At 53.6% G+C, this 25,090-nt stretch carries 21 protein-coding genes; 17 read left to right on the top strand and 4 right to left on the bottom strand.

Annotated features, from left to right (window positions below; translation table 11 throughout):
- Positions 1–99: 99 nt before the first annotated feature.
- From HX884_RS15080 to map, 4 genes are all read right to left on the bottom strand, one after another.
- Positions 100–489: a DUF3461 family protein gene (locus tag HX884_RS15080; protein WP_008501916.1), complete on the bottom strand. Its 390-nt coding sequence runs from the start codon at positions 487–489 to the stop codon at positions 100–102.
- Between the two features lie 111 nt (positions 490–600).
- Entirely contained in the window at positions 601–1,425 is an 825-nt protein-coding gene (gene dapD, locus HX884_RS15075; protein WP_013095650.1) for a 2,3,4,5-tetrahydropyridine-2,6-dicarboxylate N-succinyltransferase, read from the bottom strand.
- 32 nt (positions 1,426–1,457) lie between these two features.
- The gene (glnD, locus tag HX884_RS15070) at positions 1,458–4,133 is read right to left on the bottom strand and encodes a bifunctional uridylyltransferase/uridylyl-removing protein GlnD (protein ID WP_013095651.1); all 2,676 of its coding nucleotides are present in this window, start codon (positions 4,131–4,133) and stop codon (positions 1,458–1,460) included.
- 63 nt (positions 4,134–4,196) lie between these two features.
- Positions 4,197–4,991, bottom strand: a complete 795-nt coding sequence (gene map, locus HX884_RS15065; RefSeq protein ID WP_013095652.1) for a type I methionyl aminopeptidase — start codon at positions 4,989–4,991, stop codon at positions 4,197–4,199.
- A 321-nt stretch (positions 4,992–5,312) separates the two neighbouring features.
- Between map and rpsB the strand changes: the two genes are divergently transcribed.
- The 17 genes from rpsB to accA all read left to right on the top strand — a co-directional run bounded on the left by rpsB (position 5,313) and on the right by accA (position 24,764).
- Positions 5,313–6,038: a 30S ribosomal protein S2 gene (gene rpsB, locus HX884_RS15060; RefSeq protein WP_013095653.1), complete on the top strand. Its 726-nt coding sequence runs from the start codon at positions 5,313–5,315 to the stop codon at positions 6,036–6,038.
- A gap of 117 nt (positions 6,039–6,155) precedes the next feature.
- Complete coding sequence (gene tsf / locus HX884_RS15055; RefSeq protein ID WP_008501911.1) at positions 6,156–7,007, top strand: translation elongation factor Ts; 852 nt, start codon at positions 6,156–6,158, stop codon at positions 7,005–7,007.
- Positions 7,008–7,158: 151 nt separating this feature from the next.
- The gene (gene pyrH / locus HX884_RS15050) at positions 7,159–7,884 is read left to right on the top strand and encodes a UMP kinase (protein ID WP_003856194.1); all 726 of its coding nucleotides are present in this window, start codon (positions 7,159–7,161) and stop codon (positions 7,882–7,884) included.
- Between the two features lie 167 nt (positions 7,885–8,051).
- Complete coding sequence (gene frr, locus HX884_RS15045) at positions 8,052–8,609, top strand: ribosome recycling factor (protein ID WP_008501909.1); 558 nt, start codon at positions 8,052–8,054, stop codon at positions 8,607–8,609.
- A gap of 95 nt (positions 8,610–8,704) precedes the next feature.
- The gene (gene ispC / locus HX884_RS15040) at positions 8,705–9,904 is read left to right on the top strand and encodes a 1-deoxy-D-xylulose-5-phosphate reductoisomerase (RefSeq protein ID WP_178328426.1); all 1,200 of its coding nucleotides are present in this window, start codon (positions 8,705–8,707) and stop codon (positions 9,902–9,904) included.
- Positions 9,905–10,090: 186 nt separating this feature from the next.
- Positions 10,091–10,849: a (2E,6E)-farnesyl-diphosphate-specific ditrans,polycis-undecaprenyl-diphosphate synthase gene (gene ispU / locus HX884_RS15035; RefSeq protein ID WP_178328425.1), complete on the top strand. Its 759-nt coding sequence runs from the start codon at positions 10,091–10,093 to the stop codon at positions 10,847–10,849.
- Positions 10,850–10,861: 12 nt separating this feature from the next.
- A complete protein-coding gene (cdsA, locus tag HX884_RS15030) occupies positions 10,862–11,719 on the top strand; it encodes a phosphatidate cytidylyltransferase (RefSeq protein ID WP_013095657.1) in 858 nt (285 codons plus the stop codon).
- A gap of 11 nt (positions 11,720–11,730) precedes the next feature.
- Positions 11,731–13,083: a sigma E protease regulator RseP gene (rseP, locus tag HX884_RS15025; protein ID WP_178328424.1), complete on the top strand. Its 1,353-nt coding sequence runs from the start codon at positions 11,731–11,733 to the stop codon at positions 13,081–13,083.
- 31 nt (positions 13,084–13,114) lie between these two features.
- A complete protein-coding gene (bamA, locus tag HX884_RS15020; RefSeq protein ID WP_178328423.1) occupies positions 13,115–15,532 on the top strand; it encodes an outer membrane protein assembly factor BamA in 2,418 nt (805 codons plus the stop codon).
- 122 nt (positions 15,533–15,654) lie between these two features.
- Complete coding sequence (gene skp, locus HX884_RS15015) at positions 15,655–16,149, top strand: molecular chaperone Skp (protein ID WP_013095660.1); 495 nt, start codon at positions 15,655–15,657, stop codon at positions 16,147–16,149.
- A gap of 3 nt (positions 16,150–16,152) precedes the next feature.
- Positions 16,153–17,178 (top strand): UDP-3-O-(3-hydroxymyristoyl)glucosamine N-acyltransferase, encoded by a 1,026-nt coding sequence (lpxD, locus tag HX884_RS15010; protein ID WP_013095661.1) that lies wholly within the window; start codon positions 16,153–16,155, stop codon positions 17,176–17,178.
- Positions 17,179–17,282: 104 nt separating this feature from the next.
- The gene (gene fabZ, locus HX884_RS15005; protein WP_010426706.1) at positions 17,283–17,738 is read left to right on the top strand and encodes a 3-hydroxyacyl-ACP dehydratase FabZ; all 456 of its coding nucleotides are present in this window, start codon (positions 17,283–17,285) and stop codon (positions 17,736–17,738) included.
- A gap of 3 nt (positions 17,739–17,741) precedes the next feature.
- Complete coding sequence (gene lpxA, locus HX884_RS15000; RefSeq protein WP_020688550.1) at positions 17,742–18,530, top strand: acyl-ACP--UDP-N-acetylglucosamine O-acyltransferase; 789 nt, start codon at positions 17,742–17,744, stop codon at positions 18,528–18,530.
- Entirely contained in the window at positions 18,530–19,678 is a 1,149-nt protein-coding gene (gene lpxB / locus HX884_RS14995) for a lipid-A-disaccharide synthase (protein WP_013095663.1), read from the top strand. The genes lpxA and lpxB overlap by 1 nt, the downstream gene beginning before the upstream one ends.
- On the top strand, positions 19,675–20,271 hold the full coding sequence (gene rnhB, locus HX884_RS14990) for a ribonuclease HII (RefSeq protein ID WP_013095664.1): 597 nt from the start codon (positions 19,675–19,677) through the stop codon (positions 20,269–20,271). Before lpxB ends, rnhB begins: the two co-directional genes overlap by 4 nt.
- A 38-nt stretch (positions 20,272–20,309) precedes the next feature.
- The gene (gene dnaE, locus HX884_RS14985; protein WP_013095665.1) at positions 20,310–23,792 is read left to right on the top strand and encodes a DNA polymerase III subunit alpha; all 3,483 of its coding nucleotides are present in this window, start codon (positions 20,310–20,312) and stop codon (positions 23,790–23,792) included.
- 12 nt (positions 23,793–23,804) lie between these two features.
- Entirely contained in the window at positions 23,805–24,764 is a 960-nt protein-coding gene (gene accA, locus HX884_RS14980; RefSeq protein WP_013095666.1) for an acetyl-CoA carboxylase carboxyl transferase subunit alpha, read from the top strand.
- Positions 24,765–25,090 lie beyond the last annotated feature (326 nt).

Genomic DNA, 25,090 nt, shown 5'->3' with positions numbered 1-25,090 from the left:
TTTGCCGGGTGGCGGCTTCGCCTTACCCGGCCTACATGATGGTTTTCTCCCTCTCCCTGTGGGAGAGGGCCGGGGTGAGGGCATCAGGCCGCACCCAACTTATTTGTTACGCGTTAATTTCTCAAGATCCGCTTCAATCTCGCTGATCTTATTAGTCACAACGCTTTCAAGGTGACGCAGATCGTCAAGGATCTTACGCTTGAGATCGACTTCGGTACGGTCGCGCTGGCAGATCTGATCGAGTTCATCGATCACATAGCGCAGGTTGGGGCTGATTTCCTGAACCTCTTTGTATCCCTGTCCTACACCGTCTGCGACGACGGTCTTACGCTGGCGTGGATATTTAAACTTCACGCTCTTGGCGAAAAACTCTCCTTTGTCCTTGTGAAAATAGATTTTTAAAATGTCGTTGTTGGCTTCCTGGCGAAGGCTGTAACGATCAATTTCATCAGGATTGGTAATGCCCAGACTTTTCAGATTATCGTACATAGCGGTACCCTTGATCTCAACATAACCTTTGAATAATTAACGAAAAAATCTATTTTCGCCACCCTCAGATATGAAAAAAGCGGGGTTGCCCCCGCTTTTTGTTATATCCGATTAATCGATGGTGCGCAGCAATTCGTTGATGCCCACTTTACCGCGGGTTTTCGCGTCCACTTTCTTCACGATAACCGCACAGTACAGGCTGTACTTACCATCTTTAGACGGCAGGTTGCCGGAAACAACCACGGAGCCTGCCGGAACACGGCCGTAATGGATTTCGCCGGTTTCACGGTCATAAATACGGGTGCTCTGACCGATGTAAACGCCCATAGAGATTACTGAGCCTTCTTCAACGATCACGCCTTCTACCACTTCAGAGCGCGCGCCGATGAAGCAGTTGTCTTCGATGATGGTTGGGTTAGCCTGCAGGGGTTCCAGTACGCCACCGATGCCGACGCCGCCGGACAGGTGAACGTTTTTACCGATCTGCGCGCAGGAGCCCACGGTAGCCCAGGTATCCACCATGGTGCCTTCGTCTACATAGGCACCGATGTTTACGTAGGATGGCATCAGTACGGTGTTACGGGCGATGAACGCGCCCTGACGCACCGCTGCAGGTGGCACTACGCGGAAGCCTTCTTTCTGGAAACGCGCTTCGTCGTAATCAGCGAATTTCATTGGCACTTTATCGAAGTAGCGGCTTTCAGCTCCGTCGATAACCTGGTTATCGTTGATACGGAAAGAGAGCAGCACGGCTTTCTTCAGCCATTGATGAGTGACCCACTGACCGTCGATTTTTTCTGCTACACGCAGCGCGCCGGAATCCAGCAGAGAAATCACCTGGTTAACCGCTTCGCGGGTAACGGTATCCACATTTGCCGGGGTAATCTCGGCGCGACGCTCAAAAGCGGACTCAATAACGTTCTGTAACTGCTGCATTGTTTACTCTTTCCATTTCACTAAAAAACACGTCACCCTTTATCGTTTGGATTGAGGGCTGCTGTCAACCGTTGTTGCACTTCAAGTTGCAGGTCATTATTAAGGGCACGCCGGTCCGCTGTTGCGATTATAAATAAATCTTCTACTCGCTCGCCAATGGTTGTAATTCGGGCCCCGTGGAGCGAAATTCCCAGATCGGCAAAGACCTGGCCGACGCGGGCGAGCAGACCTGGCTGATCCAGGGCAATGAGCTCCAGGAACGATTTACGATCGGTGTGGGTCGGCAGGAAATTGACCTCGGTATCGACGGTAAAGTGGCGCAGTTTCGCGGGCTGACGACGCGGCTGCGGCGGCTGCCAGCTGCGCTGAGTGATGGCCTGCTCCAGACCAAAACGTATCCCCTCATGACGATCCGACGACAGCGGGCTGCCGTCCGGCTCCAGCACAATAAAGGTGTCCATCGCCATGCCGTCGCGGGTGGTGAAAATCTGCGCGTCGTGCACGCTCAGGTTTCGTCTGTCCAGTTCAGCGCATACCGCAGCAAACAGATAAGGGCGGTCCGGGCTCCAGATAAAGATCTCGGTACCACCGCGCGTCGCCTGCGGGCTGAGCAGGATCATCGGCTGCGACAAATCATGCTGCAGCAGATGCCGCGCATGCCAGGCGAGCTGGTTTGGGCTGTGACGGACAAAGTAGTTGGCACGACAGCGGGCCCAAATCTGATGCAACGCCTCTTCATCAATGTTGTCCATCCGCAACAGGGCCAGAGCCTGCAGCTGATGGTGGCGCACGCGCTCGCGCATGTCCGGCGTGTTTTGCATTCCGCGACGCAGCTGTTTTTCGGTCGCAAAGTACAGTTCACGTAGCAGGCTCTGCTTCCAGCTGTTCCACAGCGTTTCGTTGGTGGCGCAGATATCGGCCACCGTCAGGCAGACCAGATAGCGCAGACGGTTTTCTGTTTGTACCTCTTCTGCAAACTGCTTGATCACTTCAGGGTCCTGAATGTCACGACGCTGTGCGGTGACCGACATCAGCAGGTGATGGCGCACCAGCCAGGCCACCAGCTGTGTTTCACGTGAGTTCAGACCGTGCAGTTCGGCAAATTTCAGCACGTCCTGCGCGCCGAGCACCGAGTGGTCACCGCCGCGGCCTTTGGCGATATCGTGGAACAGGGCGGCAATCAGGATCAGCTCCGGATGGGTCAGCCGTGGCCACAGCTCAACGCACAGCGGGTGGCGGGAGCGCGTCTCTTCTTTCGCAAAACTCTCCAGCTTGAGCATGACACGGATCGTGTGTTCATCCACCGTATAGGCATGGAACAGATCGAACTGCATCTGCCCGACAATGTGCGACCATTGCGGCATATAGGCCCACAGTACGCTGTGACGGTGCATTGGCAGCAGTCCGCGACTGACGGCGCCCGGATGGCGGAGCATGCTCAGGAACAGCGAACGCGCTTCCGGGATATAGCACAGCGGCTGCGTCAGATGGCGGCGCGCATGGCGCAAATGGCGCAGGGTGGTGGAGTAGATCCCGGTGATCGTGCTGTTGCGGACCATGGTATAGAACATCCGCAGGATCGCTTCCGGCTCGCGCATAAACAGCGTTTCGTCGCGCAGATCGATAAGCGTGCCGCGTAGCTGGAACTCGTCATCAATGGGGCGCGGTTTTTCGTCGGCCGTCAGCGCCAGAATAGCTTCGTCGAACAGCTGCAATAGCATCTGGTTGAGTTCGGTAACGCGTCGGGTCACGCGAAAGAAATCCTTCATCATGTGCTCAACCGGTTCGTTACCCTCACCGCTGTAGTGAAGGCGCTGGGCCACGCTGAGCTGGCGGTCGAACAACAGACGGTTATCGTAGCGATTAAGTTCAAGATGGAGGGCAAAACGAATGCGCCACAGTAGATGCAGACACTCGTTGAGCTCGTTTCGCTCGGCCTCGGTTAAAAAGCCAAAACCCACCATTTCATCCAGCGAGGTGGCGCCAAAGTGGCGACGGGCTACCCACTGTAATGTGTGGATATCGCGCAGGCCGCCGGGGCTGCTTTTGATATCCGGTTCAAGGTTATAGCTTGTCCCGTGATAGCGCTGGTGGCGCTGATTTTGTTCCTCGACCTTAGCGGCGAAGAACTTTTCTGATGGCCAGAAGCCGTCGCTGAATATGTGTTTTTGCAGTTCCAGGAACAGCGCGACGTCGCCGATCAGCAGGCGGGTTTCAATCAGGTTGGTGGCAACGGTCAGATCCGATAGCCCCTCCAGCAGGCACTCTTCCAGGGTGCGTACGCTGTGGCCGACTTCCAGTTTCACATCCCAGAGCAGCGTCAGCAATTCGCCAATCTTCTGCGCCTGTTCGTCCGGCAGCTTTTTGCGGCTTAAGATCAGCAGGTCAATATCGGAAAGCGGATGCAGCTCACCGCGGCCATAGCCCCCGACGGCAACCAGCGCCACGTCGCTGACCTGCCCGAATCCGTACTCAATCCACAGGCGTTGCAGAAGCTGGTCAATAAATTCGGTGCGCGCTTCAATGAGCTGTTCGGCGGAAATGCCCGCATCAAACGCGCTTCCCAGCCAGCGCTGGAAGACATCCATATGGGCTTTGATGCCGGCACAGCTCAGCTCGTGCTGCGGCCAGACGCCCGGGTTATCGGGCTGGTCGGGGAGGGTGGGAAGTGCTGTGTTAGCATACTGTTCGGGTAATAGATTACTCATCGTGCGCCACCCATAAGAAAAAGCTATCGCCATTAAAAAAGCCGGCATTTGCCGGCTTTTTTATCATTCATCGTGCGTCAGTATTGCCGGGATGGTGTCATCCTTGCGCAACGTCATAATTTCGCAGCCGTTGTCTGTTACCACAATAGTATGCTCGTACTGTGCAGACAAGCTTCTGTCTTTGGTTTTCACCGTCCAGCCATCTTTCATGGTACGGATACGGTAGTCACCCGCGTTGACCATCGGCTCGATGGTGAAGGTCATCCCTTTTTGCAGCACCACGCCGCCGTCATCCGCATCGTAGTGCAGAACCTGCGGCTCTTCGTGGAAGACGCGGCCAATGCCGTGACCACAATATTCGCGAACCACGGAGAAACCTTCCGCTTCGACAAACTTCTGGATAGCGGCACCAATGGTGCGCAGGCGAATGCCCGGTTTCACCATCTTCAGCGCCAGGTAGAGGCTCTCCTGCGTCACTTTACACAGGCGCTCACCCAGGATGGTTGGCTTGCCCACGATAAACATCTTCGAGGTGTCACCGTGGTAATCATCTTTAATGACGGTGACGTCGATGTTGACGATGTCGCCATCTTTCAGCAGTTTTTCGTCATCCGGAATACCGTGGCACACCACTTCATTTATAGAAATGCAGACGGATTTCGGGAAACCGTGGTAGCCGAGGCAGGCGGAGACCGCGTGCTGCTCGTTAACGATATAGTCGTTACAGATGCGGTCCAGCTCGCCGGTGCTGACGCCCGGTTTCACGAACGGCTCGATCATTTCCAGCACTTCCGCGGCCAGACGACCGGCGACGCGCATCTTTTCAATTTCTTCAGGGGTCTTAATAGAGATAGCCATGTAATCTGTCCATCGGTGTCGATTTTTTCGACAATACTAGTCTAAGTACCGTCAATGGTATCAGTCAGGCGCACCCCGTGCCAAACTGAGAATCATTAACAGCACACTACGCCAACAATTATTGGTTTCTGGTCGTGATTTGTGGTATAAAGCGCGCCGGACTTCCGATCCATCTCAGATACACAGGCTGGACGGGAGCGATATATCTCACTTTGTGTAACAACACACACGTATCGGCACATATTCCGGGGTGCCCTTCGGGGTCGGTAATATGGGATACGTGGAGGCATAACCCCAACTTTCAATATAGAGGTTTTAAACATGGCAACTGTTTCCATGCGCGACATGCTCAAGGCTGGTGTTCACTTCGGTCACCAGACCCGTTACTGGAACCCGAAAATGAAGCCTTTCATCTTCGGCGCGCGTAACAAAGTTCACATCATCAACCTTGAGAAAACTGTACCAATGTTCAACGAAGCCCTGGCTGAGCTGAACAAGATCGCTTCCCGTAAAGGTAAGATTCTGTTCGTTGGTACTAAGCGCGCTGCAAGCGAAGCTGTGAAAGATGCTGCTAACAGCTGCGACCAGTTCTTCGTGAACCATCGCTGGTTGGGCGGCATGCTGACCAACTGGAAAACTGTTCGTCAGTCCATCAAGCGCCTGAAAGATCTGGAAACCCAGTCTCAGGACGGTACTTTCGACAAGCTGACTAAGAAAGAAGCGCTGATGCGCACTCGTGAGCTGGACAAGCTGGAAAACAGCCTGGGCGGTATCAAAGATATGGGCGGCCTGCCAGACGCGCTGTTCGTAATCGATGCAGACCACGAGCACATCGCAATCAAAGAAGCTAACAACCTGGGTATCCCGGTATTCGCTATCGTTGATACCAACTCCGATCCGGACGGTGTTGACTTCGTTATCCCGGGTAACGACGACGCAATCCGTGCTGTTAGCCTGTACCTGAGCGCTGTAGCTGCTACCGTTCGTGAAGGCCGTTCCCAGGATCTGGCTTCTCAGGCGGAAGAAAGCTTCGTAGAAGCTGAATAATAAGGTTTCACCCCTTATTAGTACCGTGTATGAATAGGGGCCCATTATCGGCCCCTTTTTTCAATTTATACTGTTTGGCCGCAGGCCGGGCAGTTCACATCTCCCGAGGATTTAAGAATGGCTGAAATTACCGCATCCCTGGTAAAAGAGCTGCGCGAGCGTACTGGCGCAGGCATGATGGATTGCAAAAAAGCGCTGACTGAAGCGAACGGCGACATCGAGCTGGCAATCGAAAACATGCGTAAATCCGGTGCGATCAAAGCAGCTAAAAAAGCAGGCAACGTTGCTGCTGACGGCGTGATCATCACTAAAATCGACGGCAACTACGGCATCATTCTGGAAGTTAACTGCCAGACTGACTTCGTTGCTAAAGATGGTGGTTTCCAGGCATTTGCTAACAAAGTTCTGGACGCAGCTGTTGCTGGCAAAATCACTGACGTTGAAGTTCTGAAAGCACAGTTCGAAGAAGAACGTGTTGCGCTGGTTGCTAAAATCGGTGAGAACATCAACATCCGTCGCGTAGCATCCCTGGAAGGCGACGTTCTGGGTTCTTACCAGCACGGTGCGCGTATCGGTGTTCTGGTTGCGGCTAAAGGCGCTGACGAAGAGCTGGTTAAACAGCTGGCAATGCACATCGCTGCAAGCAAACCAGAATTCGTTAAACCAGAAGACGTGTCTGCTGAAGTGGTAGAGAAAGAGTACCAGGTTCAGCTGGACATCGCGATGCAGTCTGGTAAGCCAAAAGAAATCGCAGAGAAAATGGTTGAAGGCCGCATGAAGAAATTCACCGGCGAAGTTTCTCTGACTGGCCAGCCTTTCGTTATGGATCCAAGCAAATCCGTTGCTCAGCTGCTGAAAGAGCACAACGCTGACGTAACTGGCTTCATCCGCTTCGAAGTGGGCGAAGGCATCGAGAAAGTTGAGACTGACTTCGCAGCAGAAGTTGCTGCAATGTCCAAGCAGTCTTAATGATGAAAAAGGAGCCGCCTGAGGGCGGCTTCTTTTTGTCACCCGTCAGACGAAAATCAGACAGGATCCCGTATCGCTGTGCTGGTATGCGACATACTATGTCGCCAGAATTAACCCCCATCTTAATCGTTGACAGTCTCAGGAAAGAAACATGGCTACCAATGCAAAACCCGTGTACAAACGCATTCTGCTTAAGCTGAGTGGCGAAGCGCTGCAGGGATCGGAAGGCTTCGGTATTGACGCAAGCATTCTCGACCGCATGGCACAGGAGATCAAAGAACTTGTCGAACTGGGTATTCAGGTCGGCGTGGTCATTGGCGGTGGCAACCTTTTCCGTGGTGCTGGTCTGGCGAAAGCGGGGATGAACCGCGTTGTGGGCGACCATATGGGTATGCTGGCAACCGTGATGAACGGTCTGGCAATGCGTGATGCGTTGCATCGTGCCTATGTGAATGCCCGCCTGATGTCCGCTATTCCTTTGAATGGCGTTTGCGATAACTACAGCTGGGCAGAAGCGATCAGCCTGCTGCGCAACAACCGCGTAGTGATCCTCTCCGCCGGTACGGGTAACCCGTTCTTTACAACCGATTCCGCTGCCTGCCTGCGCGGTATCGAAATCGAAGCCGATGTGGTGCTGAAAGCAACCAAAGTGGATGGCGTGTTTACCGCCGACCCGGCAAAAGATCCCTCTGCCACCATGTACGATCAGCTGTCCTACAGCGAAGTGCTGGAAAAAGAGCTGAAAGTGATGGATCTTGCCGCCTTCACGCTGGCTCGCGACCACAAACTGCCGATCCGTGTCTTCAATATGAATAAGCCTGGCGCACTGCGCCGCGTGGTCATGGGCGAAAAAGAAGGCACATTGATCACGGAATAATTTCCGTCGACGATAAATACAGGTAAGATTCCGCTTTATTTTGAAGTGGTATCTTACCCGGACGCGCCATTGGCGTTGTCATGAATTAAACGCGACTATACTTAGCACACCTGTAGCACTGTGCTGGCGGATAGTCTGCCTGAGACAAGTTTTCAAGGATTCGTAACGTGATTAACGACATCAGAAAAGATGCTGAAGTACGCATGGAAAAATGCGTAGAAGCGTTCAAAACCCAAATCAGCAAAATCCGTACTGGCCGTGCTTCTCCAAGCCTGCTGGATGGCATCATCGTAGAGTACTACGGTACGCCTACCCCTCTGCGCCAGCTGGCGAGCGTGACCGTGGAAGATACCCGTACGCTGAAAATCAACGTGTTCGATCGCTCTATGGGCCCGGCAGTTGAGAAAGCGATCATGGCATCTGACCTCGGTCTGAACCCAAGCTCTGCGGGTGCTGATATCCGTGTTCCACTGCCTCCACTGACCGAAGAGCGTCGTAAAGACCTGATCAAAGTCGTGCGTGGCGAAGCTGAGCAGGGTCGTGTTTCCGTGCGTAACGTCCGTCGCGACGCTAACGATAAAGTGAAAGCGCTGCTGAAAGAAAAAGAGATCAGTGAAGATGACGATCGTCGTTCACAGGACGACATTCAGAAAATGACTGACGCTGCCATCAAGAAAATTGATGCGGCGCTGGCAGATAAAGAAGCGGAACTGATGCAGTTCTGATTTCTGTCTTACACTGATAAACGCCGTTCAGAGGGACTTCGGGTCTTGCTGGCGGCGTTTTGCTTTTATCTGGTCTAACTTTTTTCGGGCATCTCATGAAGCATTTAACTCTCCTTGGCTCAACCGGATCTATCGGTTGCAGCACTCTCGACGTTGTACGCCACAACCCTGCGCTTTACACCGTGACAGCACTGGTGGCCGGGAAGAATGTGCAGCGAATGGTCGAGCAGTGTCTGGAGTTTACGCCCCGCTATGCGGTAATGGATGACGAAGAGAGCGCCCGCCAGCTGAAAGCCGCTCTGCAAGAGAAGGGCAGTCGAACTGAGGTTCTGAGCGGGCAGCAGGCTGCCTGTGAGATGGCCGCGCTGGATGAGGTCGATCAGGTGATGGCCGCCATTATTGGCGCGGCCGGGTTGCTGCCGACGCTGGCCGCCATCGATGCCGGTAAAGATGTTCTGCTGGCGAATAAAGAGTCGCTGGTGACCTGCGGACGCCTGTTTATGGAGGCGGTTAAGCAGCGCGGTGCACGACTTTTGCCGGTCGACAGCGAGCACAACGCCATTTTTCAGAGTTTACCGCAACCTTTTCAGCAGAACCTGGGGTACGCTGACCTGGAGCGGAATGGGGTTGTATCGATTTTGCTTACCGGGTCTGGTGGCCCGTTCCGTGAAACGCCACTGTCTGAACTGAGCGCAATGACGCCGGATCAGGCGTGCCGTCATCCGAACTGGTCAATGGGGCGTAAGATCTCCGTTGACTCTGCCACTATGATGAACAAAGGTCTGGAATACATTGAAGCTCGCTGGCTGTTTAACGCGTCGGCGAAACAGATGGAAGTGCTGATCCACCCGCAATCGGTGATTCACTCGATGGTGCGCTATCAGGACGGCAGCGTGCTGGCACAGCTGGGAGAGCCGGATATGCGTACGCCAATTGCACATGCAATGGCATGGCCTGAACGCGTAAAATCTGGCGTGAAGCCACTCGATTTTTGCAAGCTGAGTTCTCTGACGTTCAGTGAACCTGACTACGATCGTTATCCGTGTCTTAAGCTTGCAATGAATGCCTTTGACCAGGGGCAGGCGGCGACGACGGCACTCAATGCAGCCAATGAAATTACCGTTGAAGCATTTCTGAATCAGCAGATCCGTTTCACCGATATCGCTATGCTGAATTTGTCGGTACTGGAGTTGATGGATCTGCGCGAACCACAAAGCGTGGAAGATGTGCTGGCGGTGGATGAGCAGGCTCGTATTATTGCGCGCAAACAGGTGACACGTCTCGCAAGCTGGTGATAAAGCAAGCACCAGTCGTCGTGCTATTTGTTAGCGTTGGGCTTCGGTGATATAGTCTGCGCCACCTGATCGCAGGTATTTGACTTTAAGTGGTCAGGTAAGCCGTGGTTTGACACGGCTTTTTTACGTATAGGCTTCAGTATTCCTGAGTACCGTTAAATCCTTTTCAGGGACTAAAAACGCGTTATGTTGTCTGCGAATCAACCAATAAGCGAAAACTTGCCAGCTCATGGCTGCCGTCATGTAGCAATCATCATGGATGGCAATGGCCGCTGGGCGAAAAGACAAGGGAAGATACGAGCCTTTGGGCATAAAGCTGGGGCGAAATCTGTTCGCCGCGCCGTCTCTTTTGCCGCCAATAACGGCATTGATGCGTTAACGCTCTATGCTTTTAGCAGTGAAAACTGGAATCGACCTGCGCAGGAAGTGACTGCGTTGATGGAACTGTTTCTGTGGGCGCTCGACAGCGAAGTAAAAAGCCTGCACCGCCACAACGTGCGCCTGCGTGTCATTGGCGAAACCAGTCGTTTTAACTCACGTTTGCAGGAACGGATTCGTAAAGCAGAAGCGCTGACTGAAAATAACACGGGTCTGACGCTGAATATCGCGGCGAATTACGGTGGACGCTGGGATATTATCCAGGGGGTTCGGCACCTGGCCGAACAGGTTCAGGAAGGGTTGTTGAGACCCGACCAAATTGATGAAGACGCGCTGAGCAAGCAAATCTGCATGAATGAACTGGCACCTGTGGATTTGGTAATTAGGACAGGGGGAGAACATCGCATAAGTAACTTTTTGCTGTGGCAAATTGCCTATGCCGAACTTTACTTTACGGATGTGCTTTGGCCCGATTTTGATGAACAAGACTTTGAAGGTGCGCTGCATGCCTTTGCCAATCGAGAGCGTCGTTTCGGCGGCACCGAGCCTGGTGGCGACAAAGCCTGATGGGGGTAGCTTTTGCTGAAGTATCGCCTGATTTCCGCTTTTGTATTAATACCCATTGTCATTGCGGCGCTGTTTTTACTGCCACCGGTGGGATTTGCTATTGTCACGCTGGTGGTGTGTATGCTGGCCGCGTGGGAATGGGGACAGTTTAGCGGCTTTACGTCGCGCAGTCAGCGGGTATGGCTGGCGGTACTCTGTGGCTTGATCCTGGCCCTGATGCTGTTTACCTTGCCTGAATATCACCATGATATTCACCAACCACTGGTTGCCGGGTCCCTGTGGGTATCGTTGGCCTGGTGGATCGCCGCCCTTGTTTTGGTGCTTTTTTATCCAGGCTCCGCGGCGTTATGGCGCAACTCAAAAGTGCTGCGCCTAATATTTGGTCTTCTTACCATCGTGCCTTTTTTCTGGGGCATGGTGGCTCTGCGCGCCTGGCACTACGACGAAAACCACTACAGCGGTGCGATTTGGCTGCTTTATGTGATGATTCTGGTCTGGGGGGCTGACTCTGGGGCCTATATGTTTGGTAAACTGTTCGGCAAACATAAACTGGCTCCGAAGGTGTCGCCTGGTAAAACCTGGCAAGGATTCATCGGCGGCCTGTTTACGGCAGCGATTATCTCCTGGGGCTATGGCGTCTGGGCGAATCTGGACATTGCACCGTCAATACTGCTGGTGTGTTCGATTTTTGCCGCGCTGGCCTCGGTACTCGGTGATTTAACCGAAAGTATGTTCAAGCGAGAAGCAGGGATTAAGGACAGCGGACACCTGATTCCAGGGCATGGCGGGATACTGGATCGCATTGACAGCCTGACAGCGGCTGTTCCCGTGTTTGCTTGTCTGCTTTTACTGGTATTCGGGACGATTTAACGGAAGGTTTTATGCTGAGCATTCTCTGGAATCTGGCGGCGTTCATTGTTGCACTGGGTGTACTGATTACCGTGCATGAATTTGGCCATTTCTGGGTTGCTCGCCGTTACGGTGTGCGCGTAGAGCGGTTCTCCATCGGTTTTGGCAAATCACTCTGGACGCGTACCGACCGTCACGGCACGGAATTTGTCATCGCCCTTATCCCGCTCGGTGGCTACGTCAAAATGCTCGACGAACGTGTTGAGCCTGTGGCCCCTGAGCTTCGACACAGCGCGTTTAACAACAAAACCGTTGGACAACGTGCCGCCATCATTGCTGCCGGACCGGTAGCCAATTTCATCTTTGCTATCTTCGCTTACTGGCTGGTGTTTATCATCGGCGTTCCGGGCGTGCGTCCGGTTGTCGGTGAAATCGCCCCCAATTCCATCGCGGCGAGTGCGCAAATTACGCCGGGGATGGAACTTAAAGCGATTGATGGTATCGAAACCCCTGATTGGGATGCCGTGCGACTGCAACTGGTAGCCAAAATCGGTGATGAGCAGACCACGGTCAGCGTGTCACCGTTTGGTTCTGACCAGCGACAGAATAAAGTGCTGGGTTTGCGTCACTGGAGTTTCGAGCCAGACAAAGAAGATCCCGTCTCTGCGCTGGGGATTCGCCCACGTGGTGCGCAGATCGAACCGATATTAGCCGAAGTTCAGGCAAATTCGGCGGCGAGCAAAGCGGGTTTGCAAGCTGGCGACAGGATCGTTAAAGTCGATGGTCAGCCATTAACACAGTGGATGACCTTTGTTACTCTGGTGCGCGATAATCCGGGTACGTCGCTCGCGCTGGAAGTTGAAAGGCAGGGTAGTCCACTCTCGCTGACGCTGATCCCGGATAGCAAATCGGTCGGCAAAAAGGCAGAAGGGTTTGCAGGCGTTGTGCCTAAAGTGATCCCGCTGCCTGATGAGTACAAGACAATACGCCAGTATGGGCCGTTTAGCGCCATCCTTGAAGCCACGGATAAAACATGGCAACTGATGAAGCTGACGGTAAACATGTTGGGGAAATTGATAACCGGTGATGTGAAACTGAACAACCTCAGTGGGCCAATTTCGATAGCTCAGGGGGCTGGGATGTCAGCGGAGTTCGGGGTGATTTACTATCTCATGTTTCTCGCGCTCATTAGCGTGAACCTTGGGATCATCAACCTGTTCCCGCTTCCCGTTTTAGACGGGGGTCATCTGCTGTTTTTAGCGATTGAAAAGCTAAAAGGCGGGCCGGTATCCGAGCGAGTTCAAGACTTTAGTTATCGCATTGGCTCGATTTTGCTGGTGCTGTTAATGGGGCTTGCACTTTTCAATGATTTCTCTCGGTTGTAAGAGAGTTAGTTAGGAAGAACGCATAATAACGATGGCGATGAAAAAGTTGCTCATAGCGTCGCTGCTGTTTAGCAGCGCCACCGTATACGGTGCTGACGGGTTCGTAGTGAAAGACATTCATTTCGAAGGCCTTCAGCGTGTCGCCGTTGGTGCGGCCCTCCTCAGTATGCCTGTGCGCCCCGGCGATACGGTTAATGATGATGACATCAGTAACACCATCCGTGCTCTGTTTGCCACCGGCAACTTTGAGGATGTCCGCGTCCTGCGCGATGGTGATACGCTGCTGGTTCAGGTAAAAGAACGTCCAACGATCGCCAGTATCACTTTCTCCGGTAACAAGTCGGTGAAAGATGACATGCTCAAGCAAAACCTTGAAGCATCCGGTGTTCGTGTGGGGGAATCTCTGGACCGCACCACCCTTTCAGACATTGAAAAAGGTCTGGAAGACTTCTATTACAGCGTCGGTAAGTACAGCGCCAGCGTGAAAGCGGTGGTGACTCCGCTGCCGCGTAACCGTGTTGACCTGAAGCTGGTCTTCCAGGAAGGCGTCTCGGCGAAGATCCAACAGATCAACATCGTCGGGAACCACGCGTTCACTACCGACGAACTGATCTCCACCTTCCAGCTGCGTGACGAAATGCCGTGGTGGAACGTGGTGGGCGATCGCAAATACCAGAAACAGAAACTGGCGGGCGACCTCGAAACCCTGCGCAGCTACTATCTGGATCGCGGTTATGCCCGTTTCAACATCGACTCGACTCAGGTGAGTCTGACCCCGGACAAGAAAGGGATCTACATTACGATTAACATCACAGAAGGCGATCAGTACAAGCTTTCGGGTGTTGAAATAAGTGGCAACCTGGCGGGGCATTCTGCCGAGATCGAATCGCTGACCAAAATTCAGCCGGGCGATCTGTACAGCGGTTCTAAAGTAACCAAAATGGAAGACGGCATTAAAAAGCTGCTCGGCCGTTATGGTTATGCCTATCCGCGTGTGCAAACTCAGCCGGAAATCAACGACGCGGATAAAACCGTTAAGCTTCACGTTAACGTTGATGCGGGCAACCGTTTCTACGTGCGTAAGATCCGCTTCGAAGGTAACGACACCTCCAAAGATTCTGTTCTGCGTCGCGAAATGCGCCAGATGGAAGGGGCATGGTTGGGTAGCGACCTCGTTGACCAGGGTAAAGAGCGTCTGAACCGTCTGGGCTATTTTGAAACGGTTGATACCGATACCCAGCGTGTGCCGGGCAGCCCGGACCAGGTTGATGTCGTGTACAAAGTGAAAGAGCGTAATACCGGTAGCTTTAACTTCGGTGTGGGCTACGGTACTGAAAGAGGCGTGAGCTTCCAGGTTGGCGTTCAGCAGGATAACTGGCTGGGTACGGGTTACTCGGTGGGTATCAACGGTACCAAAAACGACTACCAGACCTATTCTGAGTTCTCTGTCACTAACCCATACTTCACCGTTGACGGTGTGAGCCTGGGTGGTCGTATCTTCTATAACGACTTTAAAGCAGACAACGCGTATCTGTCCTCGTACACCAACAAGAGCTACGGTGTAGACGGTACGCTTGGATTCCCGGTTAACGAATACAACACCCTGCGTGCGGGCTTAGGTTACGTGCATAACGACCTGTCCAATATGCAACCGCAGGTGGCAATGTGGCGTTATCTCGACTCTATCGGCCAGTCGGCGAGCACCTCCAGCGATAACAACGGTTTTGCGGCGGATGACTTCACCTTCAACTACGGCTGGACGTATAACCGCCTTGACCGTGGTTACTTCCCAACGGAGGGCTCTCGTGTCAACCTGAATGGTAAAGTGACTATTCCTGGTTCTGATAACGAGTTCTACAAGTTAACGCTCGATACTGCCTCGTACTTCCCGATCGATGACGATCATAAGTGGGTGGTTCTGGGTCGTACCCGTTGGGGCTATGGCGATGGTTTAGGCGGCAAAGAGATGCCGTTCTATGAGAACTTCTACGCCGGTGGTTCCAGTACCGTTCGTGGCTTCAAGTCCAACAACATTGGTCCGAAAGCGGTTTATTACGGCGGTAATGACGAAGATAACTGCGCAAGCCGGGATCCAAAACAGGTTTGTAGCTCTGATGATGCGGTAGGCGGTAACGCCATGGCCGTGGCGAGCCTTGAGTTCATCACGCCAACGCCATTCATCAGTGATAAATACGCGAACTCAGTCCGTACGTCCTTCTTCTGGGATGCCGGTACCGTGTGGGATACCAACTGGGAGAACACTGCCCAGATGCGTGCGGCAGGTGTTCCAGACTACAGCGGTCCGGGCAATATTCGCATGTCTGCAGGTATCGCATTACAATGGATGTCACCGCTGGGGCCGTTGGTCTTCTCTTACGCCCAGCCGTTTAAGAAATATGATGGAGATAAGTCGGAGCAATTCCAGTTTAACATTGGTAAAACCTGGTAATTCTCCGCTGCAAAGGAATGCGTTGGCAGTGTAGCGCTGACAACCGGCGATCGGTAAAACGATCGCCTTGCCACGCAAAGAACGGTACCTTCTGGTGCCAATGGGATGGTAAGGAGTTAATTGTGAAAAAGTGGTTATTAGCTGCAGGTCTCGGTTTAGCGATGGCAACTTCTGCTCAGGCAGCAGACAAAATTGCAATCGTCAACATGGGTAATTTGTTCCAGCAGGTTGCACAGAAAACTGGCGTTTCTGCGACTCTGGAAAACGAATTCAAAGGCCGTGCAAGCGAACTGCAGGGTATGGAAAACGATCTTCAGTCCAAAATGCAGCGTCTGCAGCGTGATGGTTCTACCATGAAATCAAGCGAGCGCAGCAAACTGGAAAAAGACGTAATGGCTCAGCGCCAGACGTTCTCCCAGAAAGCGCAGGCTTTCGAGCAGGATCGTCAGCGTCGTTCTAACGAAGAGCGTGGCAAGCTGGTGACTCGCATTCAGACTGCTGTTAAAGCAGTTGCTGCCGATCAGAACATCGATCTGGTTGTTGATGCGAACGCCGTTGCTTTCAACAGCAGCGATGTTAAAGACATCACCGCTGATGTTCTGAAACAGGTTAAATAAGTAATGCCTTCAATTCGACTGGCTGATTTAGCTCAGCAGTTGGATGCAGAATTACACGGTGATGGCGATATCGTCATCACCGCTGTTGCGTCCATGCAATCTGCTAAAGCTGGCAATATTACCTTCATGGTAAGCCCTAAGTACCGTGAACATCTGGCTCAATGCCAGGCGTCGGCTGTTGTTCTGACGCAGGACGATCTTCCGTTTGCCACTGGTGCGGCACTGGTAGTGAAAAATCCCTACCTGACGTATGCTCGCATGGCACAAATTCTTGATACCACGCCGCAGCCGGCGCAAAACATTGCTGCCAGTGCAGCAATCGATCCGACGGCTCAGCTGGGTAACAACGTAGCAGTCGGCGCAAATGCCGTGATCGAGTCTGGCGTCGTACTGGGCGATAACGTCGTCATCGGCCCGGGCTGCTTCGTTGGGAAAAACACAAAAATCGGCGCCGGGACCCGTTTGTGGGCCAATGTGTCCGTCTACCACGAAGTTGAAATCGGCGAAAATTGCCTCGTTCAGTCCAGCACAGTGATTGGTTCTGACGGTTTTGGCTACGCTAACGATCGTGGTAATTGGGTTAAGATCCCGCAACTGGGTCGCGTTATCATTGGCGATCGCGTTGAGATCGGAGCCTGTACCACCATTGACCGTGGTGCGCTTGACGACACCATTATCGGCAACGGTGTTATTATCGATAATCAGTGCCAGATTGCGCATAACGTTGTGATTGGCGACAATACCGCGGTTGCAGGTGGCGTCATCATGGCAGGCAGCCTGAAAATTGGCCGTTACTGCATGATTGGCGGTGCCAGCGTGATCAATGGTCATATGGAAATATGCGACAAGGTCACCGTGACGGGAATGGGCATGGTAATGCGTCCTATCACTGAGCCAGGCGTCTATTCCTCAGGCATCCCGCTGCAACCTAACAAGGTATGGCGTAAAACAGCAGCTCTGGTGATGAATATTGATGATATGAGCAAGCGACTCAAGTCCCTTGAGCGTAAGATCGATCAACAAGACTAAGCGTTCATCTTTTTAACGCTTAATTTCCCGGCCTGTCGGCTTTCTTTTAAACCGGCAGGCCGTGTTATTATTGCTAATCAGTACATTTTGACAGGAAGAGTATTTTGACTACCGACACTCATACTCTGCATATTGAAGAGATTTTAGAACTTCTGCCGCACCGTTACCCGTTTTTGCTGGTAGACCGTGTGCTGGATTTTGAAGAAGGTCGTTTTCTGCGCGCAGTGAAAAATGTCTCCGTTAACGAGCCATTCTTCCAGGGGCACTTCCCTGGTAAACCCATCTTCCCGGGTGTGTTGATCCTGGAAGCGATGGCACAAGCTACCGGTATTCTTGCGTTTAAAAGCGTAGGCAAACTGGAGCCGGGTGAACTGTACTACTTCGCGGGTATCGATGAAGCGCGCTTCAAGCGTCCTGTCGTGCCTGGTGATCAGATGATCATGGAAGTCACTTTTGAAAAAACGCGTCGTGGCCTGACTCGCTTTAAAGGCGTAGCGCTGGTTGACGGCAAAGTTGTTTGCGAAGCGACGATGATGTGTGCTCGTAGCCGGGAGTCCTGATACGTGATTGATAAATCTGCCTTTATTCATCCTACCGCTATTGTGGAAACCGGCGCTATTATTGGTGCTAATGTCCACATTGGCCCATTCTGTATTGTTGGTCCCCATGTCGAAATTGGTGAGGGTACAGTACTGAAATCTCACGTTGTTGTGAATGGTCATACGACCATTGGCAGCAACAATGAGATCTATCAGTTCGCCTCCATCGGCGAAGTTAACCAGGATTTAAAATATGCTGGTGAGTCGACCCGTCTGGAAATTGGCGATCGTAACCGTATCCGCGAAAGCGTCACCATTCATCGTGGAACAGTACAGGGTGGTGGGTTGACGAAGGTGGGCAGCGATAACCTGTTTATGGTTAATGCGCACATCGCGCACGACTGTACCGTAGGTGACCGCTGTATTCTTGCCAACAACGCAACGCTGGCAGGACACGTATCGGTTGATGATTTCGCAATTATTGGCGGTATGACCGCAGTCCATCAGTTCTGCATCATTGGTGCACACGTGATGGTCGGCGGATGCTCCGGTGTGGCGCAGGACGTCCCACCGTATGTAATTGCGCAGGGCAACCATGCCACGCCATTCGGCGTGAACATCGAAGGCCTCAAGCGTCGTGGCTTTACTCGCGAAGCGATTACGGCTATCCGCAACGCGTATAAGTTACTGTACCGTAGCGGCAAAACGCTGGAAGAGGCGAAGCCGGAAATTGCCGAACTGGCGGAAAAGCACCCTGAAGTGAACGCGTTCATGGAATTCTTTGACCGTTCCACAAGGGGTCTGATTCGTTAATGGTCGACAGTCGTCCGCTTACGATAGCCCTGGTCGCCGGAGAAACCTCCGGCGATATTCTTGGTGCCGGTCTTATCCGCGCGCTTAAGGCTCGCGTACCTGATGCTCGCTTTGTTGGCGTTGCAGGCCCGCTAATGCAGGCTGAAGGCTGCGAAGCCTGGTACGAAATGGAAGAGCTGGCCGTGATGGGCATTGTTGAGGTGCTGGGGCGACTGCGTCGTCTGCTGCATATCCGCGCCGATCTTACCCGCCGCTTCACCGAGCTCAAACCCGATGTCTTTGTCGGTATTGATGCGCCTGACTTCAACATTACCCTCGAAGGGAATCTGAAAAAGCAGGGCATTAAAACAATTCACTACGTCAGTCCGTCCGTCTGGGCGTGGCGACAGAAACGCGTTTTCAAAATCGGACGGTCAACCAATCTGGTGCTGGCTTTCCTGCCTTTCGAAAAAGCGTTTTACGACAAATTTAACGTTCCGTGCCGTTTTATCGGGCATACCATGGCGGATGCGATGCCGCTGGATCCGGATAAAAACGCAGCGCGTGACGTGCTGGGGATCCCTCACGATGCGCACTGTCTGGCTCTTCTGCCGGGTAGCCGTGGCGCAGAAGTAGAGATGCTTAGCGCGGATTTCCTGAAAACCGCGCAAATTCTGCGCGATACCTACCCCGATCTCGAAGTGGTTGTGCCGCTGGTGAACGCCAAACGCCGCGAGCAGTTTGAGCGTATTAAAGCCGAGGTTGCACCGGATCTTCACATCCATCTGCTGGATGGAAAAGGCCGTGAGGCGATGGTCGCGAGCGATGCCGCGCTGCTGGCCTCCGGTACGGCAGCCCTGGAGTGCATGCTGGCGAAATGTCCGATGGTGGTAGGCTATCGCATGAAACCGTTCACCTTCTGGCTGGCCAAACGCCTGGTGAAGACGGAGTACGTTTCGCTGCCAAACCTGCTCGCCGGGCGTGAACTGGTGAAAGAGCTTCTGCAGGACGAATGTCAGCCTCAGGCGCTGGCCGATGCGCTTCTACCGCTGCTTGCCAACGGCAAGACCAGCCACCAGATGCATGATACGTTCCGCGAACTGCATCAGCAGATCCGCTGTAATGCCGATGAGCAAGCGGCTGATGCGGTGCTGGAGTTAGCAAGATGATGGAATTTATTTATCCTCACACCCACCTTGTTGCGGGTGTGGACGAAGTGGGCCGTGGCCCGTTAGTGGGCGCTGTTGTGACCGCGGCGGTGATCCTCGATCCGGCCCGTCCGATTATCGGGTTGAATGACTCCAAAAAGCTTTCAGAAAAGCGCCGACTGGCGTTATTTGATGAGATTCAGGAAAAAGCATTAGCCTGGAGCCTTGGGCGTGCTGAGCCGCATGAAATTGACGAGCTGAACATCCTGCATGCCACAATGCTGGCGATGCAGCGTGCGGTGGCTGGGCTGAAAATTGCCCCGGAGTATGTTCTTATTGACGGCAACCGTTGCCCTGCATTACCTGTGCCTTCCATGGCGGTAGTAAAAGGGGATAGCCGGGTCGCGGAAATCAGTGCGGCTTCTATTATTGCCAAAGTGACTCGCGATGCTGAAATGGCCGCGCTGGATCTCACTTACCCTCAGTATGGCTTCGCTCAGCATAAAGGGTATCCTACAGCCTTCCACCTGGAAAAGCTGGCTGAACATGGCGCAACCGAGCATCACCGGCGCAGTTTTGGCCCGGTGAAACGCGCGCTGGGACTGGTGTCCTGAATCAATACGCAAGCAATTAAGTAACGCGGAATCTGAAGATGGCTGAACCACGTTTCGTACACCTGCGGGTGCATAGCGACTACTCCATGATCGATGGGCTGGCGAAAACCGGGCCGCTGGTAAAAAAGGCGGCCTCACTGGGTATGCCTGCGCTGGCGATCACCGATTTTACCAACCTGTGTGGTCTGGTGAAGTTCTACGGAACGGCGCATGGCGCGGGGATGAAACCCATCGTCGGAGCTGATTTTCATGTGCAGAGCGAACTGCTCGGCGACGAAATGACGCAAATTTCCGTGTTAGCGATGAACAACACGGGTTATCAGAATCTCACCCTGCTAATCTCCAAAGCCTACCAGCGAGGCTACGGCGCCCTGGGGCCATGGATTGACCGGGACTGGCTGGCGGAGCTGAACGAAGGGTTATTGCTGATCTCCGGCGGCCGCATGGGTGATGTGGGCAAATGCCTGCTGCGCGGCAATAGTGCGCTGGTGGATCAGTGCGTATCATTCTATGAAGAGTACTTCCCGGATCGTTATTATCTGGAGCTTATCCGCACCGGCCGCCCGGATGAAGAGAGTTATCTCCATGCCGCTGTGGCGCTTGCGGAAGCGCGCGGGCTGCCCGTGGTGGCAACCAACGATGTACGCTTCCTTGAGGCCGGGGATTTCGACGCTCACGAGATTCGCGTGGCGATCCATGATGGCTTCACCCTCGACGATCCGAAGCGCCCGCGTAATTATTCTGCTCAGCAGTACATGCGCAGCGAAGAGGAGATGTGTGAACTCTTCTCTGACATCCCGGAAGCGCTGGAAAACAGCGTTGAAATCGCCAAGCGCTGTAACGTTACCGTGCGTTTGGGTGAGTACTTCCTGCCGCAGTTCCCGACCGGGGAAATGACCACGGAAGACTTCCTGGTCATGAAATCAAAAGAAGGTCTGGAAGAACGTCTTGAATTCCTTTTCCCGGATGAAGAAGAGCGTAAAAAACGTCGTCCGGAGTATGACGAGCGCCTGGATATCGAACTTCAGGTTATCAACCAGATGGGCTTCCCGGGCTACTTCTTGATCGTAATGGAGTTTATCCAGTGGTCGAAGGATAACGGCGTGCCGGTTGGTCCAGGACGTGGTTCCGGTGCCGGGTCACTGGTGGCCTATGCGCTTAAGATCACTGACCTCGACCCGCTGGAATTTGACCTGCTGTTCGAACGTTTCCTTAACCCGGAACGTGTCTCCATGCCCGACTTCGACGTCGACTTCTGTATGGAAAAACGTGACCAGGTTATTGAGCACGTGGCGGATATGTATGGCCGTGACGCGGTATCGCAGATCATTACCTTCGGTACGATGGCGGCAAAAGCGGTTATCCGCGACGTGGGCCGCGTGCTGGGGCATCCGTACGGATTCGTCGATCGTATCTCAAAGCTGGTGCCGCCCGATCCGGGGATGACGCTGGCAAAAGCGTTTGAAGCCGAGCCGCAGCTGCCGGAAATCTACGAAGCTGACGAAGAAGTCAAAGCGCTGATTGACATGGCGCGTAAGCTGGAAGGCGTCACGCGTAACGCCGGTAAACACGCGGGTGGTGTGGTTATCGCCCCGACCAAAATTACCGACTTTGCGCCGCTCTATTGTGACGAAGCGGGGCAGCACCCGGTTACCCAGTTTGATAAGAACGACGTTGAATACGCCGGGCTGGTGAAGTTCGACTTCCTTGGTCTGCGTACGCTTACCATCATCAACTGGGCGCTGGAGATGATCAACGCCCGCCGCGAGAAGAACGGCGAGCCGCCGCTGGATATCGCGGCCATCCCACTGGATGACAAGAAAAGTTTCGACATGCTGCAGCGCTCGGAGACCACCGCGGTCTTCCAGCTTGAATCCCGTGGCATGAAAGATCTGATTAAACGTCTGCAGCCTGACTGCTTCGAAGATATGATCGCACTGGTGGCGCTGTTCCGTCCGGGACCGCTGCAGTCAGGGATGGTAGATAACTTTATCGACCGTAAGCATGGTCGGGAAGAGATTTCCTACCCGGACGTTCAGTGGCAGCACGAAAGCCTGAAGCCGGTACTGGAGCCAACCTACGGCATCATCCTGTATCAGGAACAGGTCATGCAGATTGCTCAGGTGCTCTCCGGCTATACCCTCGGCGGCGCGGATATGCTGCGTCGTGCAATGGGTAAGAAAAAGCCGGAGGAGATGGCCAAGCAGCGCTCTATTTTTGAAGATGGCGCGAAGAAAAATGGCATTGACGGCGAGCTGGCAATGAAAATCTTCGACCTGGTCGAGAAATTCGCCGGGTACGGATTTAACAAATCGCACTCTGCCGCCTATGCTTTGGTGTCGTATCAAACCCTGTGGCTGAAGGCGCACTATCCCGCTGAATTTATGGCGGCGGTAATGACCGCCGATATGGATAACACCGAGAAGGTGGTTGGCCTGGTGGATGAGTGCTGGCGCATGGGACTGAAGATCCTGCCGCCGGATATTAACTCGGGTCTTTACCATTTCCACGTTAACGACGACGGGGAGATTGTGTACGGGATCGGCGCGATCAAAGGCGTAGGTGAAGGGCCGATCGAGGCAATCATCGAAGCGCGTAATAACGGTGGTTATTTCCGCGAGCTGTTTGATCTGTGCGCCCGCACCGATACCAAAAAACTGAACCGCCGCGTGCTGGAAAAACTGATCATGTCCGGTGCGTTCGACAGGCTGGGGCCGCACCGCGCCGCGCTGATGAACTCGCTTGGCGATGCGCTGAAAGCCGCGGATCAGCACGCAAAAGCGGAAGCCATTGGCCAGGCGGACATGTTCGGCGTGCTGGCGGAAGAGCCAGAGCAGATCGAGCAGTCTTACGCCAGCTGTCTGCCGTGGCCAGAACAGGTGGTGCTGGATGGTGAGCGTGAAACGTTAGGCTTGTACCTGACGGGGCACCCGATCAATCAGTACATCAAAGAAATTGAGCGCTATGTCGGAGGCTACAGGCTGAAAGACATGCATCCGACAGAACGTGGTAAAATCACCACGGCTGCGGGGCTCGTGATTGCTGCAAGGGTTATGGTCACCAAGCGCGGCAATCGTATCGGCATCTGTACCCTGGATGACCGTTCCGGGCGTCTGGAGGTGATGTTATTCACCGACGCGCTGGATAAATACCAGCAATTGCTGGAAAAAGACCGCATACTTATCGTCAGCGGACAGGTCAGCTTTGATGACTTCAGCGGGGGGCTTAAAATGACCGCCCGCGAAGTGATGGACATTGACGAAGCCCGGGAAAAATATGCTCGCGGGCTTGCTATCTCGCTGACGGACAGGCAAATTGATGACCAGCTTTTAAACCGACTCCGTCAGTCTCTGGAACCCCACCGCTCGGGGACAATTCCAGTACATCTCTACTATCAGAGGGCGGATGCACGTGCGCGGTTGCGCTTTGGTGCAACGTGGCGTGTCTCTCCGAGCGATCGTTTACTGAACGATCTCCGTGGCCTCATTGGTTCGGAGCAGGTGGAACTGGAGTTTGACTAATACAGGAATACTATGAGTCTGAATTTCCTTGATTTCGAACAGCCGATTGCTGAGCTGGAAGCGAAAATCGATTCTCTGACAGCGGTAAGCCGTCAGGATGAAAAACTGGATATTAACATCGATGAAGAAGTGCATCGTCTGCGCGAAAAAAGCGTAGAACTGACGCGCAAAATCTTTGCCGATCTCGGCGCATGGCAGATCGCCCAGTTGGCGCGTCACCCACAGCGTCCGTACACCCTGGATTATGTCCGCCTGGCGTTTGACGAATTTGACGAACTGGCAGGCGACCGCGCTTACGCTGACGATAAAGCTATCGTCGGTGGTATCGCTCGTCTGGATGGACGTCCGGTGATGATCATTGGCCATCAGAAAGGCCGTGAAACCAAAGAGAAGATCCGTCGTAACTTTGGTATGCCGGCACCAGAAGGCTACCGTAAAGCCCTGCGTCTGATGGAGATGGCTGAGCGTTTCAATATGCCCATCATCACCTTTATCGACACCCCGGGTGCTTACCCAGGCGTGGGCGCGGAAGAGCGCGGTCAGTCTGAAGCCATCGCACGTAACCTGCGTGAGATGTCTCGCCTGAAGGTGCCTGTCATCTGTACCGTCATCGGTGAAGGTGGTTCCGGTGGTGCGCTGGCGATTGGCGTGGGCGATAAAGTGAATATGCTGCAGTACAGCACCTATTCCGTTATCTCTCCGGAAGGGTGTGCCTCTATCCTGTGGAAGAGCGCCGATAAAGCGCCTCTGGCTGCAGAAGCGATGGGCATCATTGCCCCACGCCTGAAAGAGCTGAAGCTGATCGATACCGTCATCCCTGAACCTCTGGGTGGTGCGCATCGTAAACCGGAAGTGATGGCCGCTTCCCTGAAAGCGCAGCTGCTGGCCGATTTGGCGGACCTGGATGTGCTGAGCAAAGAAGACCTGCTCAATCGTCGTTACCAGCGTCTGATGACCTACGGTTACGCGTAAGCTTCACAATTATCTGAAAAGCCGCACACTGTTGCGGCTTTTTTTATGTGCGCCCAGCATGGGCGCAATCTTGTGGGTGAAAGTCCCGCCGTAAGCTGACCACAGCGAACGAAGTGAAGCGCAACTGCATGAGGGCGACCGAGTGTGGGGAGGAAGCGTGAATCGAAACCGCGAGCCGATGTACAAGAACCGGATACAAGGCGAAGCCGACCAGGGCGAGCGGGCATAAAACCGCGAAGCTCTTGTGGTCAAGGGTCAGGCAGCGTAAATCCGTAAGCGTTAAGTGAGCGCCGTATTGACGGCTATTTATTGGTGAGATCTACGTT

This window comes from Enterobacter sp. SECR19-1250, from assembly GCF_013391025.1.
GTDB classification, from domain to species: Bacteria; Pseudomonadota; Gammaproteobacteria; order Enterobacterales; family Enterobacteriaceae; genus Enterobacter; species Enterobacter cloacae.
This window is presented reverse-complemented; position numbering and strand designations above follow the sequence as displayed.